Annotated in this window: 14 protein-coding genes and 1 pseudogene; 6 read left to right on the top strand and 9 right to left on the bottom strand. The window is 69.7% G+C overall.

The window, feature by feature from the left end; genetic code table 11:
• Positions 1 to 769 (top strand): annotated as a pseudogene (locus C5B96_RS02425) (hypothetical protein); the annotation flags it as partial.
• Between the two features lie 688 nt (positions 770 to 1,457).
• On the opposite strand, the gene C5B96_RS02420 reads toward C5B96_RS02425, so the two are convergent.
• Positions 1,458 to 2,774 (bottom strand): MFS transporter, encoded by a 1,317-nt coding sequence (locus C5B96_RS02420; protein ID WP_233188950.1) that lies wholly within the window; start codon positions 2,772 to 2,774, stop codon positions 1,458 to 1,460.
• Positions 2,775 to 3,017: 243 nt separating this feature from the next.
• On the opposite strand from C5B96_RS02420, the gene C5B96_RS02415 reads away from it, so the two are divergent.
• Both C5B96_RS02415 and nagA read left to right on the top strand, forming a co-directional pair.
• Positions 3,018 to 3,374, top strand: a complete 357-nt coding sequence (locus C5B96_RS02415) for a YrdB family protein (RefSeq protein ID WP_233188949.1) — start codon at positions 3,018 to 3,020, stop codon at positions 3,372 to 3,374.
• Complete coding sequence (nagA, locus tag C5B96_RS02410; RefSeq protein WP_104242615.1) at positions 3,371 to 4,531, top strand: N-acetylglucosamine-6-phosphate deacetylase; 1,161 nt, start codon at positions 3,371 to 3,373, stop codon at positions 4,529 to 4,531. The genes C5B96_RS02415 and nagA overlap by 4 nt, the downstream gene beginning before the upstream one ends.
• 27 nt (positions 4,532 to 4,558) lie before the next feature.
• Here the strand turns inward: nagA and C5B96_RS02405 are convergent, their stop codons facing one another.
• The gene (locus C5B96_RS02405) at positions 4,559 to 5,773 is read right to left on the bottom strand and encodes an NADP-dependent isocitrate dehydrogenase (protein WP_104242613.1); all 1,215 of its coding nucleotides are present in this window, start codon (positions 5,771 to 5,773) and stop codon (positions 4,559 to 4,561) included.
• Between the two features lie 155 nt (positions 5,774 to 5,928).
• On the opposite strand from C5B96_RS02405, the gene C5B96_RS02400 reads away from it, so the two are divergent.
• The 3 genes from C5B96_RS02400 (at position 5,929) to C5B96_RS02390 (ending at position 7,221) form a co-directional block, all read left to right on the top strand.
• Positions 5,929 to 6,381, top strand: coding sequence for a GNAT family N-acetyltransferase (locus C5B96_RS02400; RefSeq protein ID WP_104242611.1), 453 nt, complete (start codon positions 5,929 to 5,931; stop codon positions 6,379 to 6,381).
• Between the two features lie 5 nt (positions 6,382 to 6,386).
• On the top strand, positions 6,387 to 6,737 hold the full coding sequence (locus tag C5B96_RS02395; RefSeq protein ID WP_104242609.1) for an MGMT family protein: 351 nt from the start codon (positions 6,387 to 6,389) through the stop codon (positions 6,735 to 6,737).
• Positions 6,738 to 6,858: 121 nt separating this feature from the next.
• On the top strand, positions 6,859 to 7,221 hold the full coding sequence (locus C5B96_RS02390; protein WP_146078065.1) for a hypothetical protein: 363 nt from the start codon (positions 6,859 to 6,861) through the stop codon (positions 7,219 to 7,221).
• 98 nt (positions 7,222 to 7,319) lie between these two features.
• Here C5B96_RS02390 and C5B96_RS02385 read toward each other — a convergent pair whose 3' ends face one another.
• The 7 genes from C5B96_RS02385 to C5B96_RS02355 form a co-directional block, all read right to left on the bottom strand.
• On the bottom strand, positions 7,320 to 9,134 hold the full coding sequence (locus tag C5B96_RS02385) for an ABC transporter ATP-binding protein (RefSeq protein ID WP_104242605.1): 1,815 nt from the start codon (positions 9,132 to 9,134) through the stop codon (positions 7,320 to 7,322).
• Entirely contained in the window at positions 9,131 to 10,930 is a 1,800-nt protein-coding gene (locus C5B96_RS02380) for an ABC transporter ATP-binding protein (protein ID WP_104242603.1), read from the bottom strand. Before C5B96_RS02380 ends, C5B96_RS02385 begins: the two co-directional genes overlap by 4 nt.
• A gap of 85 nt (positions 10,931 to 11,015) precedes the next feature.
• Positions 11,016 to 12,260, bottom strand: coding sequence for a dimethylargininase (gene ddaH / locus C5B96_RS18000; protein ID WP_104242601.1), 1,245 nt, complete (start codon positions 12,258 to 12,260; stop codon positions 11,016 to 11,018).
• Between the two features lie 47 nt (positions 12,261 to 12,307).
• A complete protein-coding gene (gene purH / locus C5B96_RS02370) occupies positions 12,308 to 13,951 on the bottom strand; it encodes a bifunctional phosphoribosylaminoimidazolecarboxamide formyltransferase/IMP cyclohydrolase (protein ID WP_104242599.1) in 1,644 nt (547 codons plus the stop codon).
• Complete coding sequence (gene purN, locus C5B96_RS02365; RefSeq protein ID WP_104242597.1) at positions 13,948 to 14,562, bottom strand: phosphoribosylglycinamide formyltransferase; 615 nt, start codon at positions 14,560 to 14,562, stop codon at positions 13,948 to 13,950. Before purN ends, purH begins: the two co-directional genes overlap by 4 nt.
• 9 nt (positions 14,563 to 14,571) lie before the next feature.
• On the bottom strand, positions 14,572 to 15,927 hold the full coding sequence (locus tag C5B96_RS02360; protein WP_199176524.1) for a DUF6350 family protein: 1,356 nt from the start codon (positions 15,925 to 15,927) through the stop codon (positions 14,572 to 14,574).
• A 28-nt stretch (positions 15,928 to 15,955) separates the two neighbouring features.
• Complete coding sequence (locus C5B96_RS02355; protein WP_104242595.1) at positions 15,956 to 16,705, bottom strand: hypothetical protein; 750 nt, start codon at positions 16,703 to 16,705, stop codon at positions 15,956 to 15,958.
• Positions 16,706 to 16,828 lie beyond the last annotated feature (123 nt).

Here is a 16,828-nt window from a genome sequence, read left to right as displayed (position 1 = left end):
CACACCAACCCCGTCGACCACCCCGGAGCCGACACCTCCCCCGCAGCCACCCGCCGTGCCGCCGGCGCCAGACGTCGAGCTCACCCCCGACCCCGACGGCCACCTCTACCCGATCGCGACGGGCCGCGCCCTCCCCGGCGCGACCGTCGAGGTCGTCGACCTCGGCCCCAGAACGGCCACCATCAGCGCGACCGGCGCCGGAGCCGTCACAGACAGCGCGAACTCCGCCGACACGAGCCGACGCCCCGCAGCCACGCCGAACGACAACAGCGGGCGGGCGCACGACGCCGGCGGGCAGGCGAGCGCCATACCGATGTCCGACCCGAGCGTGCCCGCCGACATCGTGGTCGCCGAGACCCGCGCCGACAGCCACGGGTCGTTCACCGTCTCCGACTTCGACGCCCTCGACTTCGGTGAGCACCGGCTCGCCGTGCGGCAGATCAGCGAGAACGGAGTCCGCTCTCCGACGACCGTCGAGACGTTCGTCTCGCTCTCCGCTCTCACCTTGGTGAGCCCACAGCCGACGTCGGTTCTGAGCGGCGAGCACTACATCGTGGACGCCCGTGGCGACGCCGATGCTGACTTCGAGCAGCTCCTCGACGGTCGCCCCGACCCCCGCGCGTTCACCCTCAACGCCGACGGCAACTTCAGCGGAGAGTTCGCCGCGCCCACCACCCCCGGCTCGGCCACGATCGCCATCCGCTACGCCGACCCCGACACCGGCCGCCACGGCCCCTCCGCCGCCGCCCAGGTCGCCTTCGTCGGCTGACCCCCGCACCACCCGCGTCCCCGCACGGCACGCCTTCCCACCGTCCCACCGAGCGTATGAGGCTCCACCCGCGTCCCTTCACCCGGCCGCCCGCACCCCGCATGCCTGCACCCCACCTGCCCGCTTGCCCGTTTCCCCGCGCAGGCTCACCCCGCCGGCTCGCCGCCCGCGCCCTACCGGCACCGACGTCCCGGCAGCCGCACCGCGGCCAGTCTCCGCTGCATTCCCACCCGTCCGGGCACAGCGAAACGCGGCGTGACGCAGCGTGGGGCCGGGCGACACAATTCGGCCTCACCCGGCCCCAGCGGCCCCAGCGCGGCCCCGCCTCCGCGCCGGTGCGCGTCAATGGAGGCGTAGCCCGCCGCGTGCACGCCGCCACGGCGCCGGGCGGTGCGCGGGGGTAACGCAGTGGGCGGAGTGACCGGATGAGGCGCGACTCGGGGTAAGAGGGGAGAGTCAGGCGCGGTAGGCGGTCTGGATGGGCTGCTCTGTGCGGCGCAACGCAGCGGCGGTGCACTAGACGCGGCAGGCGCGACCAGCCGGGCGGCGCGCACGCGCAGCCGCAACCGCCACAGCCACGCGCGCGGCGACCCTGGGGCGCGGCGGGCGGCGGGCAGCGGGCGCTCCCGGGTGGCAACCCTGACGGGCAGCGCGCGGCGCACGGCGGACGGCGGCCGCCGCCCCGCGGCTACGCCAGCGTCGCCTGGTGGCGGCGGTGCGACACGATCACCGATAACCAGAGCAGTGCGCCGGAGACACCGAGCAGCAGCAGGTAGGCGATCGGGAGCGACTCGAGGCCGAGGCCCCCGAGGACGATGCCGCCGAGCAGGGCGCCGCCGGCGATGCCCACGTTGAAGGCCGTGGAGTAGAAGGCGTTGGCGGTGTCGCGGATGGCCGGCGACGCCACGTGCAGCAGCCGGGCCTGCATGAGGGCGGGGATCACGCCGAGCGCCACACCCCAGATCGCGAAGGCCGGGATCGACAGCAGGGGGTTCGCCGCCCAGAGCGAGAGCACCAGCACGGAGGCGCCCGTCACGACGAGCCCGATGCCGACGCCGAACGTGGGGCGGCGGCTGAAGACGAAGCCGGCGAGGAGGAGCCCGACCGCTCCGGCGATGCCGTAGACGAAGAGCAGCGCGCCGACGTTGCCGACCGGCACGCCCATCTGCCCGACGAGGAACGGCGTCACGTACGTGTACAGGGAGTAGTGGCCGACCATCAGAAGGCCCACGACGACGCAGAGCAGAACGACGGCGGGCACGGTGGCGTCGCGCTTCTTCGCGAGGCGCGGGGCCGGCCGAGCATCCGGAGCCGACCCACCAGCAGCCGACGCACCGGCACCGGCACCAGCACCAGCACCAGCACCAGCAGCCGCAGCCGCACCCGCCCGCGGCGACGCCGCCCCCACCCGCGGCAGCGTCTTCGCGACCAGCACGGCGGCGCAGAGCGCCAGCACCGCGATCGCCGCGAACGGAACCCGCCAGCCGAACGCCTGGCCGACGATGGTCGCGAGCGGCACCCCGAGCACGAAGGCGAGCGTGCCGCCCCCGGTGGTGATGGCGACGGCTCGGGCGAGGTGCTCCCGCGGCACGAGGTGCGCGGCGTAGACGCCCACCACCGCCCAGAACAGGCCGTGCGCGGTTCCGCCGAGCACGCGGGCCACCGCGAGGAACTCGTAGCTCGGCGCGATCGCCGAGAGAAGGCCGGTGATCGCGACCACGACGAGCACCGCCACGATCAGCGTGTGCCGCGAGATGCGCCGGGTCAGTGCGGTCAGGGGCACCGCCGTCACGACGACCGCGAGCGCGAAGAGGGTGACCAGCAGGCCCACCTGCGACTCGCTGACGCCGAGGCTCGCGCTCATTTCGGGGAGCAGTCCGGTGGGCATCATCTCGGCCGTGACCGACATGAAGACGGCGGTGGCGAGCAGGAGCAGGCCGCCGTAGGGCATCCGGCCGGAGGGGGCGGGCGTCGGGATGATGGGAATACTGACGGTGTTCGTCACGGTGAAACAGACCACTTTTCGAGGGTGCGACATGCGGCGAGTACGCAACCGACCATGTTCGCGCTCGGGGCGGCACGATATCCGTCCGCCACCGTCGATTGTACCCGACAGGCGGCTCTGGATGCCCGGCAGAAGCAGGCGGCAGGCAACGGCTGCGGCGCCCACCACCCGGCGCGGAACCCCCGTCGCCCGCGCCACCCACCCGGCCCGATCGGCCCAGCCACCCCCGGTACTATTGCAGGCGTGAACACCGCCGCCAGCCCGCCCCTCCGCTTCGGGCCCAACGACGTGCTGAGGCTGCTGCTCGAGCTCTTCGCCTTCTTCTCGATCGGCCTCTGGGGCTTCCTCGCCTGGCCGCCCCTCTGGAACTGGCTGTTCGGCCTCGGTGCTCCCCTGTTCGCCATCCTGCTGTGGGGCCTGTTCCGTTCGCCGAAGGCGGTCATCAGCCTCGACGCCTTCGGCAAAGCCCTCGTCGAGATCGTGATCATGGGCTCGGCCGCCCTGGCGTGGCTGGTGATGGGCCAGTGGGTCGTCGCCGTCGCGTTCGGCCTGCTCGCCATGATCAGCGGCATCATCGCGGGTCGCAAGGAGTTCGCATGACGGTCGTCATCCATTCCGCGACGAAGGTCGACGCCGACGACAGGGTCGACGACTTCTGGCTGGCCTTCTCGGGCCAGACCCTCGCCGCGACCGGAACCGGAACCGGCTGGCACGGCTGGGCGACCGCCGAGAACGCCGAGGTCATCAACGCCGCCGGCCGCTGGATCACCCCGGGGTTCATCGACATGCACGGCCACGGTGGTGGCGGGCACTCCTTCGACAACGGCGCCGACGAGATCCGCCAGGCGCTCGAGATGCATCGGGCGCACGGCACGACCCGCTCGATCATCAGCCTGGTTGCAAACCCTGTCGAGACGCTCTGCGAGAGCCTCGGGATGATCGCCGACCTCGCCGAACGCGATCCGCGCATTCTCGGGTCGCACCTCGAGGGCCCGTTCCTCGCACGCAACCACCGCGGCGCACACAACCCCGCCCACCTGACGACGCCGACGCCCGAGATCGTCTCGGAGCTGATCAGCGCCGGCCGCGGAACGATCCGGCAGGTCACGCTCGCCCCCGAACTGCCGGGCGCGCTCGACGCGATCGACGCGTTCGTCGCCGCCGGCATCGTGGTGGGCGTCGGCCACACCGACGCCGATTTCGCTCTCACGAAGCAGGCCTTCGACCGCGGGGCGACGCTGCTGACGCATGCGTTCAACGCGATGCCCGGCATCAAGCACCGCGAGCCCGGGCCCGTGACCGCAGCACTCGGCGACCCTCGGGTAGCCCTCGAACTGATCCTCGACGGGTTCCACGTGCATCCCGAAGTCGCTCGCGTCGCCTTCTTCGCAGCGCCCATGCGCATCCTGCTGATCACCGATGCCATGGCCGCGGCCGGTTCGGTCGACGGGCACTACAAGCTGGGCGACCTCAACGTGTCGGTGACCGACGGCCGGGCCATGCTCTCGGGCACGACGACGATCGCGGGTTCCACGCTGACCCAGGATGTCGCGCTGCGCTCTGCGCTGTTCGACTCCGACATCGATCCGGTGTTGGCGGTGCGGGCCCTCACGGCGTCGCCGGCCCGCGCGCTGGGGCTCGACGACAGGCTCGGCTACCTAGCCCCGGGCTTCGCCGCCGATGTGGTGCTGCTCGACACCGACTGGTCGGTCAACCGCGTGTGGGCCGCCGGCGAACCGGCGACCCACACGAACTAGTACCGCTGCTCCTCGAGGGAGCCGAAACTACGCCAGGCGCGTCTTCAGGTTGTCGGCCAGCGTCGCGAGGAACTCCTCGGTGGTCTGGTACGGCTGGTCGGGGCCGACGAGCAGTGCGAGGTCTTTCGTCATGGCGCCCGACTCGACGGTCTTGATGACGACGTCTTCGAGGGTCTCGGCGAAGGTGTTCAGCTCGTCGTTGCCGTCGAGCTTGGCGCGGTGCGCGAGCCCCCGGGTCCACGCGTAGATCGACGCGATCGGGTTTGTCGAGGTGGGCTTGCCGGCCTGGTGCTGGCGGTAGTGGCGCGTGACCGTGCCGTGCGCAGCCTCGGCCTCGACGGTCTTGCCGTCGGGGGTGAAGAGCACGCTGGTCATGAGCCCGAGCGAGCCGAAGCCCTGCGCCACGGTGTCGCTCTGCACGTCACCGTCGTAGTTCTTCGCGGCCCACACGTAGCCACCCTCCCACTTGAGTGCCGCAGCGACCATGTCGTCGATCAGGCGGTGCTCGTAGGTGATGCCTGCCTCGGCGAAGGCCGCGGCGAACTCGTCGTCGAAGACCTCCTGGAAGAGGTCTTTGAACCGGCCGTCGTAGGCCTTCAGGATCGTGTTCTTGGTCGACAGGTAGACCGGGTACTTGCGGTTCAGGCCGTAGCTGAGCGACGCCCGGGCGAAGTCGCGGATCGACTCGTCGAGGTTGTACATGGCCATCGCGACGCCGGAACCCGGCGACTGGAAGACCTCGAACGACTGCGCTTCGCTGCCGTCTTCGGGCTGGAACGAGATCGTGAGCGTTCCCTTGCCCTCGAACCGGAAGTCGGTCGCCTTGTACTGGTCGCCGAACGCGTGGCGGCCGACGATGATCGGCTTGTTCCAGCCGGGAACGAGTCGCGGGATGTTCGAGATGATGATCGGCTCACGGAAGATGGTGCCGCCCAGGATGTTGCGGATCGTGCCGTTCGGGCTCTTCCACATCTTCTTCAGGCCGAACTCCTCGACGCGGGCCTCGTCGGGGGTGATCGTGGCGCACTTGACACCCACGCCGTGCTTCTTGATGGCGTTGGCAGCGTCGACAGTGACCTGGTCGTCGGTGGCGTCACGGTGCTCGATGCCGAGGTCGTAGTACTCGAGCTTCACGTCGAGGTACGGGTGGATGAGCGTGTCTTTGATGGACTGCCAGATGATGCGGGTCATCTCGTCGCCGTCGAGTTCGACGACCGTTCCCTCTACCTGGATCTTCGACATGCAGAACTCCTGTTCGTCTTGTTCAAATTCGCTGGCCCGAAGGCCCTCGTGTAGCCTACCCTTTCTGCGAAGTGTCTCGATATAGAGAGAGTTTCGCTCGGCGCCGGACCGGTCGGGCTGTGGCGCCCGACAGGGCCACCCACTACCCTGTCAACATGAGCGAACTGAGACTCGAAGAGCTGTCAGCCACCACCATCGTGGCTGCGAACACGCTCACGCTGAAGCCGGGCCAGGAGCAGTTCGTGGCGCCGGTTTCGCACTCGATCGCCGAAGCCTATGTGAACCCCGCCACGGCCTGGCCGCGGGTGGTGCTCGACGGTGACGACGTGGTCGGCTTCATCATGGGCAACTTCGATCCCGACAGCCCGCACGACGAGTTCCGCGGGTGCATCTGGCGCATGAACGTCGCCGCCGAATCCCAGGGCAGGGGTGTCGGCCGGTTCGCCGTCACGGCCTTGGCCGAAGAGGCTCGTTCGCGCGGGTTCGACCAGCTCACCGTCATGTTCGAGCCCGGCGAGCTCGGCCCGGAGGCCTTCTTCACGGCCGTGGGCTTCACTCCGATCGGCGAGACCCAGTACGGCGAGACGATCGCCGCCCTGAAGCTCTGAGCCAGATGGCCGGCGGCGGCAGAGTCCCGGCCGAGGCCAGCGCAGAGCACCAGGACTTCGGCGCCGCGGTGCTCGAGGTGGTCGACTCCATCCCGGCCGGCCATGTCGTGACCTACGGGGATGTCGCGGCTCTGCTCGGCTCCCGCGCAGCACGCGCCGTCGGCACGGTGCTGGCCCGCTCGGGCGGACGCCATCCGTGGTGGCGGGTGGTGCGCGCCGGCGGGCATCCACCCCGGGGCCACGAGCGGGATGCCCGGCCCCACTATGACGCTGAGAATACGCCCCTCGCCGCAGCCCCGACGGAGTGCGGCTACCGGGTCGACTACGCTATGGCGAGGTGGAACGCGAATTCGTGACCACCACGAACCTGTTCGCCCTCGACAATCAACGGGAGAAGCTGTGAAGCGTCGCTTGCTGGTTGCTCTGCCGTTGATCGCCGCGAGTGTGTCTCTGCTCTCGGGTTGCGGCGTTGCCAACGTGATTTCTCCGCCCTACGCTTCGGCGATCTATGCGACTACGGCCGACGCCGCGGGCGCAAACGCGTCCGTCGCGATTCCGGCGTGGGTTCCGGCCGACGCGACGTTCATCCGGGTGAAGACCGACCAGACGCACAACGCGTCGATCCTGATGTTCTCGCCCACGGCGACCCCGCCGACGTTCACCGGCTGCGACGCCGCATCCGACCCCGAGCTCGACCAGTCGAAGAACACCGGTGCCCTGACGGCCGAACTCGGCGAGACCTGGTGGCCCCAGCAGCTGAACGAGGGTGTCGGCATCGTCTGCAGCGGCCCGTGGCACATCTTCGCCCAGGACGGCAAGTACTACGGCTGGACTCCGTAGCAGCATCCCCCGGCAGATCGGCCGATCGCTCAGATGGCCCAAGTCACCCGGAACGGCAGTCCGCCCGGAACGGCAGACCGCTCACACCGGCCGATAGCTCAGACGAGCGACTCCCGCCACGACGCGTGCAGCTGTGAGAACCGGCCGGTTCCGCCGATCAGCTCGTCGGGCGTTCCGTCTTCGATGATGCGCCCGTTCTCCATCACCAGCACGCGGTCGGCGATGGCCACCGTCGAGAGCCGGTGCGCGATGATGATGGCGGTGCGGTCGGCGAGCAGGGTCTGCAGGGCATCCTGAACCTGCCGTTCGCTCGGGATGTCGAGTGACGCCGTCGCCTCGTCGAGAATGAGCACCGCGGGGTCGGCGAGGAACGCCCGCGCGAACGAGACGAGCTGTCGCTGGCCGGCAGACACCCGGCCGCCGCGCTTGTTGACGTCGGTCTCGTAGCCGTCGGGCAGACCATCGATGAAGGCGTGGGCCCCCACCGCCTTCGCTGCCGCCACGATCTCGTCGCGGGAGGCACCGGGCTTTCCGATCGCGATGTTGTCGGCCACGGTTCCCGAGAACAGGTATGCCTCCTGCGTGACCATGACGATGGCGCGACGGAGGTCTTTGGGGTGCAGCTGGCGCAGGTCGATGTGGTCGAGGCTCACCGCCCCGGTGCTCGGGTCGTAGAACCGGGAGATCAGCTTGGCGAGCGTCGACTTGCCTGCGCCCGTCGAGCCCACCAGGGCGATCGTCTGGCCGGCCGGGATGTGCAGGCTGAACTCGGGCAGCACGACGCGGCCGTTCTGGTACGAGAACTCAACGTCGTCGAAGTCGACCGCGCCCTTCGCCGTCCAGAGGTCGACGGGGCGCACCGGATCGGGCACACTCAGCTCTTCCTCGAGCACGCCCGAGATCTTCTCGAGGGCCGCAGCCGCCGACTGGTAGGAGTTGTAGAACATCGCCATCTCCTCCATCGGGTCGAAGAAGCGGCGCGTGTAGAGCACGGCGGCCAGCAGAACACCGACGGCCACCTGCCCGTCGACGACGCGGAACGCGCCGACGAGCAGCACGACGGCGACGGTGACGTTGCCGATCAGCACGAGCCCGGGGTCGAAGATGCCGAACAGGCGGATGACCTTGGCGTTCGAGGAACGGTACTGCTCGACCAGCCCGCCGAACTCCCGGTCGTTGCTCTTCTCGGTGCGGAACGCCTTCACGGCGCGGATGCCGGTCATCGTCTCGACGAACTTCACGATCAGCTTCGCCGACGCCGTGCGGGTGGTACGGAAGAGCTTCTGCGAGCGCAGCTGGAACCAGCGGGTGAGGATCAGCAGCGGCACGAGCGAGACGACGAGGATGATTCCGCTCGCCACATCGAGCGAGAACAGCGCGATAGCGATGAAGAGCATGTAGAGAAGGCCCTGCACCAGTTGGTTGATCCCCGAATCGAGCAGCTCGCGGATGGAGTCGAGGTCGCTGGTCTGCCGGGAGATGATGCGGCCAGAGGTGTACGTCTCGTGGAATTCGAGGCTCAGCCGCTGCGTCTGCACGAAGACCCGTTTGCGGAGGTCGAGGAGGATGGCCTGCGAGATGCGCGCGGTGAGCACGGTGAACCAGGAGATGAGCACGGCGCCGACGATGCCCGCGACGAGATAGACGGCGCCTGCCGTTGCGAGCGGCATCCAGTCGTTGTTCAGCAGGGCCGGGAGTCCGGTGTCGATGCCGTAGGCGATGAGCGCAGGGCCCGCGACCTGGGCGGCCGTACTCACGATGACGACGACCAGGCCGAGAACGAGTTTCGAGCGCTCGGGCCGCAGCAGCGAACCGAGGAGCGCCGTCGAACGCTGTCTGATCTGCTTGCTCTCGGCGCGGGTGAAGTCGTTCCGCTCCTCGCCTTCGACGCCGGTGACCGTGGTCTCGCTCATGCGCGCACCTCCTCGTCGCTCGGTTCGTTCGCCTGGTTGGACTCGTCATCGAAACTCGAGATGACGTAGCGGTAGTGATCGTTGTGCGCGATCAGGTCGGAATGCGTTCCGACCGCGGTGACGCGGCCGTTCTGCAGCAGGGCGACGCGATCCGCCAGCGCGACCGTCGAGGGACGGTGCGCCACGATGAGCGCGGTGGTCGACGCGAGCACCTTGCGGAGCGCGGCCTCCACCAGCGCCTCGGTGTCGACATCGAGGGCGGAGAGCGGATCATCCAGAACCAGCACGCGGGGCTTCGCCGCCACCGCCCTCGCCAGCGCGAGACGCTGCCGCTGGCCGCCCGAGAGACTGAGTCCTTCTTCACCCACCCGGGTGGCAAGGCCTTCGGGCAGGTCGTACACGAAACCGGCCTGCGCGATCGAGAGGGCTTCCGCCACCTCGTCGTCGCTCGCGTCGGGGCGACCGAGCACGACGTTCTCCCGCACCGAGGCGCTGAAGAGCGTTGCGTCTTCGAACGCCATCGCGATGTTCGTTCGCACGTCGGCCCTCGAAAGGTCGCGGATGTCGACTCCGTCGAGCAGCACGCGCCCGCCGGTCACGTCGTAGAGCCGGGTGGTGAGGGCCGTCAGGGTGCTCTTGCCCGAACCCGTGAGGCCGACCAGCGCCATCGTCTCGCCCGGCTCGATGTCGAGGTCGATGCCGTCGAGCAGGTCGGGAAAGTGGGCCGGCGCATCCTGGTAGCGGAAGTGCACGGCGTCGAAGGTGAGCCGGCCCTGGGGCGCGGGGATGCTCGTCGGCGCTTCGGGATCGACGATGGTGTTCTCGGAGTCGAGCACGTCGAAGAACCGTGCGGTCGCCGTCTTCGCGTCGAAGGTCATCGCGAGAAAGTAGCCCATCGACTCCACGGGGAAGAGCAGAACCGTGGCGGTGGCGAAGAACGCCACGAGCCCGCCGACCGAGGTCTGCCCGGTCGAGGCCAGCCAGACACCGACGACGAGGCAGACGGCGAACGCGACATCCGGAACCAGCAACAGCCACAGCCAGATGTTCGCGACGGCCTTCGCCTTCTCGATCTCGGTGCCGCGGAGGCGTTCGGCCTGGCGTTCGAACTTCTTCAGGGCGAACGGGCCGCGACCGAACGCCTTCAGGACGCGGATGCCGTGCACCGACTCCTCGACCGAGGTCGCGAGGTCGCCCACCTGGTCCTGCGAGCGCCGGGCGGCGTCGGAGTACTTGCCCTCGAAGACGTAGCTGTAGGCGAGAACCGGAATGGAGGCCAGCGCGAAGATGAGGCCGAGCACCCAGTTCAGGCTGATCAGGATGCCGAAGCCAATGATGATCGTCACGACGTTGACCACCATGATGACGACGCCGAACGAGAGCCAGCGGCGGATGAGGTTGAGGTCGCTCACGGCGCGGGAGAGCAGCTGGCCGCTCGGCCAGCGGTCGTGGAACTCGACGGGTAACTCCTGCAGGTGGGCGTAGAGGCTGTTGCGCATGCTCGCCTCGACGTGCGTGCCGGGCGTCAGCACCAGCACGCGGCGGAGGGCGATCAAAATGGCCTCGAGAACGCCGAGCCCTAGGATGACGAGCACGACCGGCCAGATCTGCGAGGGGTCACCCTGGGTGAGCGGGCCGTCGATCAGCACCTGCAGCACCTGCGGGATGGCGAGCGACACGAGGCTGGCCACGAGCGAGACGCCGACGGCCGCCGAGATGCGCGGCATCGCGGGGCGCGCGTAGGTGTACAGACGGCTGAGCGTGCGCAGCGTCGACTGCTCTTCTGAGGCAGACATCGTGAAGTGATCCCTTGTGAGGTGTTTTCAGGCAGCCTTGAAGGCTACACAGAGAAACGTGTGAACCGCAAGCTGGGTGTCGGCGTCAGCGCACCCGCACCGAGAGGCAGGTGACGCAGCCCTCGAGCTTCTCGTACTCGCTGATGTCGACCGAGATCACCCGGTAGCCGAGGTTCTCGATGAGTTCGGCGGTCAGGGGGGCGGAGGCCGCCATCAGCACGGTGTCGTCGGTGAGCTTCACCACGTGGGCACCACCCTCTTCGGGCACGCTGAGGAAGCGGTCGAAGATGTTCGGGTCGTCGACGAGCGGCAGGTAGCCGATGACGGTACCGTCGGGCAGTGCCGTCACCGCGCTCTTCAGGTGCAGCACCTTCGTGAGCGGAACGGCCACCACCGTATAGCCGAGCGACGACACGATGTGCCGCAGCTGGTGGATGCCCTCGGCATTGGTGCGGCCGCTCCGGCCGACGTAGACCGTGCGGCCGACCTTCAGCACGTCTCCCCCGTCGAGCGTTCCCGGCGTCACGATGTGCGCGATCCGCAGGCCGAGCTCGTGCGCCGTCGCTTCGACAGCCTCGGTCTCTGCCACCCGGTGCTCACTGCCCGGGCTCGCGATGACAGCGACGTCGCCGAAGATGACGACGGCGTCTTCGACGAACACCGAGTCGGCCAGATCGTCGGCCCTGTCGACCTCGATCGTCGTCCACCCCGCGTTCTCGAGCACGTTGACGTACGACTCCCACTGCTCGTCGGCGAGCTGCAGATCGATCTCACGCTTGTCGATGTGCGTCACCTGGCCGTCGGCGAGGGTCGCAGCGGGCCTCCGGATGATCGCGATGCGGCGCTCGTCGACGGCGGCCGCGGCATCCACACCCCCGGCGCCGGCCCAGGCATCCACACCCCCGCCGGCGACGCCGAGGTAGACACGGCGACCGGCGGTGGCCGAGGCGATCACCACCGCCAGCACGAAGACGAGGTTGATGCCGACCAGGGAGGCGACCACATCGCCGAGCACCTCGGAACCGAGCGCGCTGCCGGCTGCGAGGATCGGCACGGCCGTGCCGACGAGCGCGCCGAGGATGCCCGCCACCAGCCCGGTGAGCAGGGCGAGGTACCACGACCGGAAGCCACCGACGAACGCCAGAACGGCCACGAACAGCAGCGTGAACAGCGTCTGCGGCACGAAGAACGCATTGGCACTGCCGAACGATGCCGGCGTGAAACCACTGGCCTGGAAGAACGAGACCAGAACGACGACGTGGGCGATCGCGGCGACGACCACGGCCGAGAGCACCGTGGCGAGCAGCGAGCGAAGGGTGAACAGGGTCATGCCCCCGACCCTAGCGGCACTCGCCGGGGGCGCGCTCTGCACGTTCGTCAGTGGAAGAAGTGGCGCTCCCCCGTGAAGTACATCGTCACGCCGGCGGACTGGGCCGCCTCGATGACCTCGGGGTCGCGCACGGAGCCACCAGGCTGCACGACGGCCTTCACGCCGGCGTCGAGCAGCACCTGCAGGCCGTCGGAGAACGGGAAGAAGGCGTCGCTGGCAGCCACAGAGCCGGCCGCCCGCGCACCGGCGCGGCTGACCGCAAGGTGACAGGAGTCGACGCGGTTGACCTGGCCCATGCCGACGCCGACCGAGGCGCCGTTCGAGGCGAGCAGGATGGCGTTCGACTTCACCGAGCGGCACGCCTTCCAGGCGAAGACGAGGTCGTTCAGGGTGTCGGCGTCGGCCGGTTCGCCGGAGACGAGCTGCCAGGCGTCGGTCGTGTAGCCGGCGAAACCGTCCGACGTCTGCGCCAGAACGCCGCCGCTGATCTGCCGGAGCTCGACCGCGGGGCGCGCATAGTCGGCGGGCAGACGGAGGATGCGCAGGTTCTTCTTCGTCTGCAGGAGCTTCAGGGCATCCGGTTCGAACCCGGGAGCGACCAGCACCTCGGTGAAGATCTCCTTCACGGTCTCGGCCATGCCGAGGGTCACGGTGCGGTTGGCGGCGATGACGCCGCCGAAGGCCGACACCGGGTCGCACTCGTGCGCCCGGAGGTGTGCAGAAGCGATCGGATCGAGCGCTGTGGAGGAGGAGACCGCTATTCCACAGGGGTTTGCGTGCTTGATGATGGCCACCGCCGGCTCGGTGAAGTCCCACGCGGCGCGAACGGCCGCATCTGCGTCGACGAAGTTGTTGTACGACATCTCCTTGCCGTTGAGCTGCTCGGCCTGCGCGATGCCCCGGCCGTTCTGTTCGAGGTAGAGAGCCGCCTGCTGGTGGGAGTTCTCGCCGTAGCGCAGGGTGTGGGCGAGCGAGACGCTCCGCTCGACGAGTTTCGGGAAGCCGCTCTCGGGCAGCGGGGCCGTCGGGTCGAAGCGGCCGTCGACGGGCAGGGCGCTGGCGCCGAGCTGCTCGGCGAACCAGGTGGCGACGCCCGTGTCATAGGCGGCCGTGTGGGCGAACGCGGTCGCGGCGAGGTTCCGCCGGGTCTCGAGGGAGGTGCCGCCCGAGCCGAGCGCCTCGATCAGCAGCGGATAGGTGTTCGGCGAGACCGCGATCGCCACGTTCGCATGGTTCTTGGCGGAGGCCCGAACGAGCGCGGGGCCGCCGATGTCGATCTGCTCGATCACGTCGTCGGGCGCAGCGCCGCTCGCGACCGTCTCGCTGAACGGGTACAGGTTCACGACCACGAGCTGGAACGCCTGGATCTCGAGCTCCTGCAGCTGCGCGATGTGCGACTCGAGCCGCAGGTCGGCGAGGATGCCGGCGTGCACGGAGGGGTGCAGCGTCTTCACCCGGCCGTCGAGCGACTCGGGGAACCCGGTGATCGACGACACCTCGGTGACGGCGAAACCGGCCCCGGCGATCGTCTTCGCCGTCGACCCGGTCGAGACGATCTCGACGCCGGCTGCGCTCAGGGCGCCGGCGAGCTCGAGCAGGCCCGACTTGTCGCTCACCGAGATGAGCGCGCGCTTGATCTCGATGAGGTCGCGGTGGTGGAAGAGGGCAGGGTCGTGGCGTGGGCCGCTCATGGCGTCGTGGTGCTCCTGTTGCTGTGGTGGATGGTGTCGAGGTCGATGGTGCCGGTGGCGATGTTCCGCACGGTCTGCACCAGCAGATCGCGCTCGACCGTCTTGATGCGCTCCTGAAGCACGTGCTCGGTGTCGCCGGGGAGAACGGGAACGACCCGCTGAACGAGCGTCGGGCCGGTGTCGACACCCTCGTCGACGATGTGCACGGTGACGCCGGTCTCGCGGGCACCGGCGGCCAGGGCATCCCGCACCGCGTGGGCCCCCGGGAAAAGGGGCAGCAGGGCCGGGTGCGTGTTGATGAGCTGTGGAGACAGCGCCTCGACGAAACGGGGCGGCAGGATGCGCATGAACCCGGCGCAGACCACGAGATCGGGCGACCACTGCTGCACCTGCTGCAGCAGCTCGTCGCCCCAGTCGGCGCGGCTGGCGAAACTCGTGGGAACGACGGTGAAGCTCGGAACCCCGAACGCTTCGGCATGCGCGAGACCGTCTGCGTCGGTGTCCGACCCGACCGCGACGATGCGCGCGGGGTAGTCGTCGTCGCTGGTCGCGTCGAGCAGGGCGCGAAGGTTCGATCCTCCGCCGGAGATCAGCACGACAATCGACAGCACCCCCACAGACTAACGCCTCAGCGGGTCGGCCGATTCGGGGGTGGGTGTGGGTGTGGGCTTCGCGGCGGGGGCGGCCGTGGCCGCGGGTGTGGCCTTGGCTGCTGGCGCCGACGCCGCGCCCCGACCGGCGGGTGCCGTCACCCGCGCAGCCCGGCCCGGCAGGCGCACCCCGCTCGTCAGGAGCCCGACCGACGCCGAGAGCCCGAGCACCAGGAACGCCCAGAGCCAGACGGCCCCCGGCTCCGGCCCCACCACGGCGAGACGCCCCGGCCCCGCCGCACCGCCCGACCACGCCGCGAGCAGGGCGAGGATGCTCGCGCCGACGACGCCCACGCCGAGACCGGTGCCGATCATCCGGCCCGCCCACACGCCCGTCGAGACCGATGGCATCCGCACCAGCCGGGCCCGCAGCGCGACCCCCGTCACGAACGCGAGGGCCACCGGAACGACCAGTACCGCGTAGCCGAGGGGCGACGACTCGGGCAGGGCACCGAAGAGGGGCAGCGAGGGCAGAAGGCCCACCTGCGTGCCGAGGGGCGAGATCGACGACCCGGCGCCGAGCGCAAACCCCGGCCCCACGAACCAACTCGCCGCCCAGATGGCCGCGTTCGGCAGCAGCGCGAGCTGGCCGAGCGTGAGCGCCGCTCCCCCGCCGATGCCCGACTGCAGCGACTCGTAGAGGGAGATGACCGTCGAGTAGTGCACCACGAGGCCGGCTGTCGTCGCGAGCGCCCCGACGGCGAGCATCCCGGCCGCCACGATCGCCCCGCCCCGAAGCGCGACCGCCACGAGCGGGCGGGCGGTGGCGGGCAGCCGGTCGAACAGCGCAAGAACACCGCCGGCGATCGGATGCTCGGACCTGACGAGGCTCGCCGCCGCGCCGACGACGACGCCGAGACCGTAGACGGCCGGCACCAGAAGCACCGCCTGCCCGAACGTCGGCTCCGCTCCCGGCAGCTGGGCGCTGACCCAGACGAGTGCGGCGAGCGCGGCAACGGTCACGACGCCGATCACCAGGCCGAGAACGGGATGCGGAGAGAGCCCCAGCCGCAGCCCCGAGCGGCGGCCGAGCAGCAGGGTCAGCAGCGCGAATCCGAGGGGGGCGATGCTGACCACGAACGGCGTCGCCGCCCCCTCGAGGGCGAGCCGCGTCGCGGTCGTCGGGGCGAGGGCGAGCTGCAGGTCGACGCCGTTGCCGAGCATCCACAGGTCGACCGAGGCGCGCCAGAAGACCGTCCAGTCGACGGCGAGGTCGAACTGGGTCGCCCAGAGGATGGTCAGCATGACGAGCGGGATGCCGATGCCGATCGCCGTGGCGATCAGGGCGTCGAGCGCGGCGAGCAGGGCGGTGGTGGGGCGGTTCATGTGCGTGGGGCCATCTCGGGTGGGTTTCTCAGTGGAACACGATCTTCAGCAGGATGACGACCAGGCCGAGCAGGCCGGTCAGAAACCCCGCGAGCAGTTTGGCGTGCCAGGCGCCGCCACGATCGGCGATGGCGAACCAGCCGAGCGCTCCCAGCAGGAACACCGGAACCAGCAGGGAGAGCGCGTACGCGTCGCCCTCCTCCATCGCGCCGACCGCGCCGAGCACGAGCAGGCCGCACGGGATGATGCCCGCGTAGAGCAGGCCCGAGGAGTGCCGGACGCTGAACCGCACGGCCTGGCGCATCGTGAGGCGCTGGTGGCCGTTCCGACCGTAGTGGGCGATGGCTTCGGCGAAGACGTGGGCGACCCAGAACACGAGCAGCGTCGGAACGGTCGTGCCGAGGATCTCGAGGTCGGTGTCGCCGTCTTCGGAGGTGCCGATGATCGCACTGACGAGCAGGGTGCCGTAGATCGCGGGCGGCGTGACGAGCCGGTGCCGGATGCTCTGCCACCGGCTCGGGGCGGCCTGCTCCGTCGCGGCGGCGGCGGTGCTGTCGTCGCCGCTCGTCGGCGCGGCCGTCGCGGCTGTGGCCGTCGCGGTGCCGTCGGGTGCGGCGGTGTCGGTCACGGTGCCGTCGGGTGCGGTGCCGGCGGTCGTCGTCGCAGTGCCAACAGTCACGGGGGCGTCGGTCGCGGCGTTGTTGGTCACCGGGTGTGCAGCAGCGCGCGTAGCGTCGCTGATCACGTCGTCACCACTCGTCTGGGGCTCACTCGTCACCCGTCAGGCTCCCTCCCGTTCGGCTGCTTAAACGTAACCGACGGACGCCCCCGTGACTGTTGGCACTGCGACGACGACCGCCGGCACCGCACCCGACGGCACCGTGACCGACACCGCCGCACC

Origin of the sequence: Subtercola sp. Z020, from assembly GCF_002931235.1 — a bacterium.
Lineage (GTDB): Bacteria > Actinomycetota > Actinomycetes > Actinomycetales > Microbacteriaceae > Subtercola.
The sequence above is the reverse complement of the archived record's forward strand: the minus strand, read 5'-3'. Positions and strand labels throughout refer to the sequence as shown.

Bases quoted from the DNA above. Each gene is read 5' to 3' on its own strand.
- nagA (WP_104242615.1), top strand. From the start codon at position 3,371: ATGACGGTCGTCATCCATTCCGCGACGAAGGTCGACGCCGACGACAGG.
- C5B96_RS02405 (WP_104242613.1), bottom strand. From the start codon at position 5,773: ATGTCGAAGATCCAGGTAGAGGGAACGGTCGTCGAACTCGACGGCGAC.
- C5B96_RS02400 (WP_104242611.1), top strand. From the start codon at position 5,929: ATGAGCGAACTGAGACTCGAAGAGCTGTCAGCCACCACCATCGTGGCT.
- C5B96_RS02395 (WP_104242609.1), top strand. From the start codon at position 6,387: ATGGCCGGCGGCGGCAGAGTCCCGGCCGAGGCCAGCGCAGAGCACCAG.
- C5B96_RS02385 (WP_104242605.1), bottom strand. From the start codon at position 9,134: ATGAGCGAGACCACGGTCACCGGCGTCGAAGGCGAGGAGCGGAACGAC.
- C5B96_RS02380 (WP_104242603.1), bottom strand. From the start codon at position 10,930: ATGTCTGCCTCAGAAGAGCAGTCGACGCTGCGCACGCTCAGCCGTCTG.
- ddaH (WP_104242601.1), bottom strand. From the start codon at position 12,260: ATGACCCTGTTCACCCTTCGCTCGCTGCTCGCCACGGTGCTCTCGGCC.
- purH (WP_104242599.1), bottom strand. From the start codon at position 13,951: ATGAGCGGCCCACGCCACGACCCTGCCCTCTTCCACCACCGCGACCTC.
- C5B96_RS02360 (WP_199176524.1), bottom strand. From the start codon at position 15,927: ATGAACCGCCCCACCACCGCCCTGCTCGCCGCGCTCGACGCCCTGATC.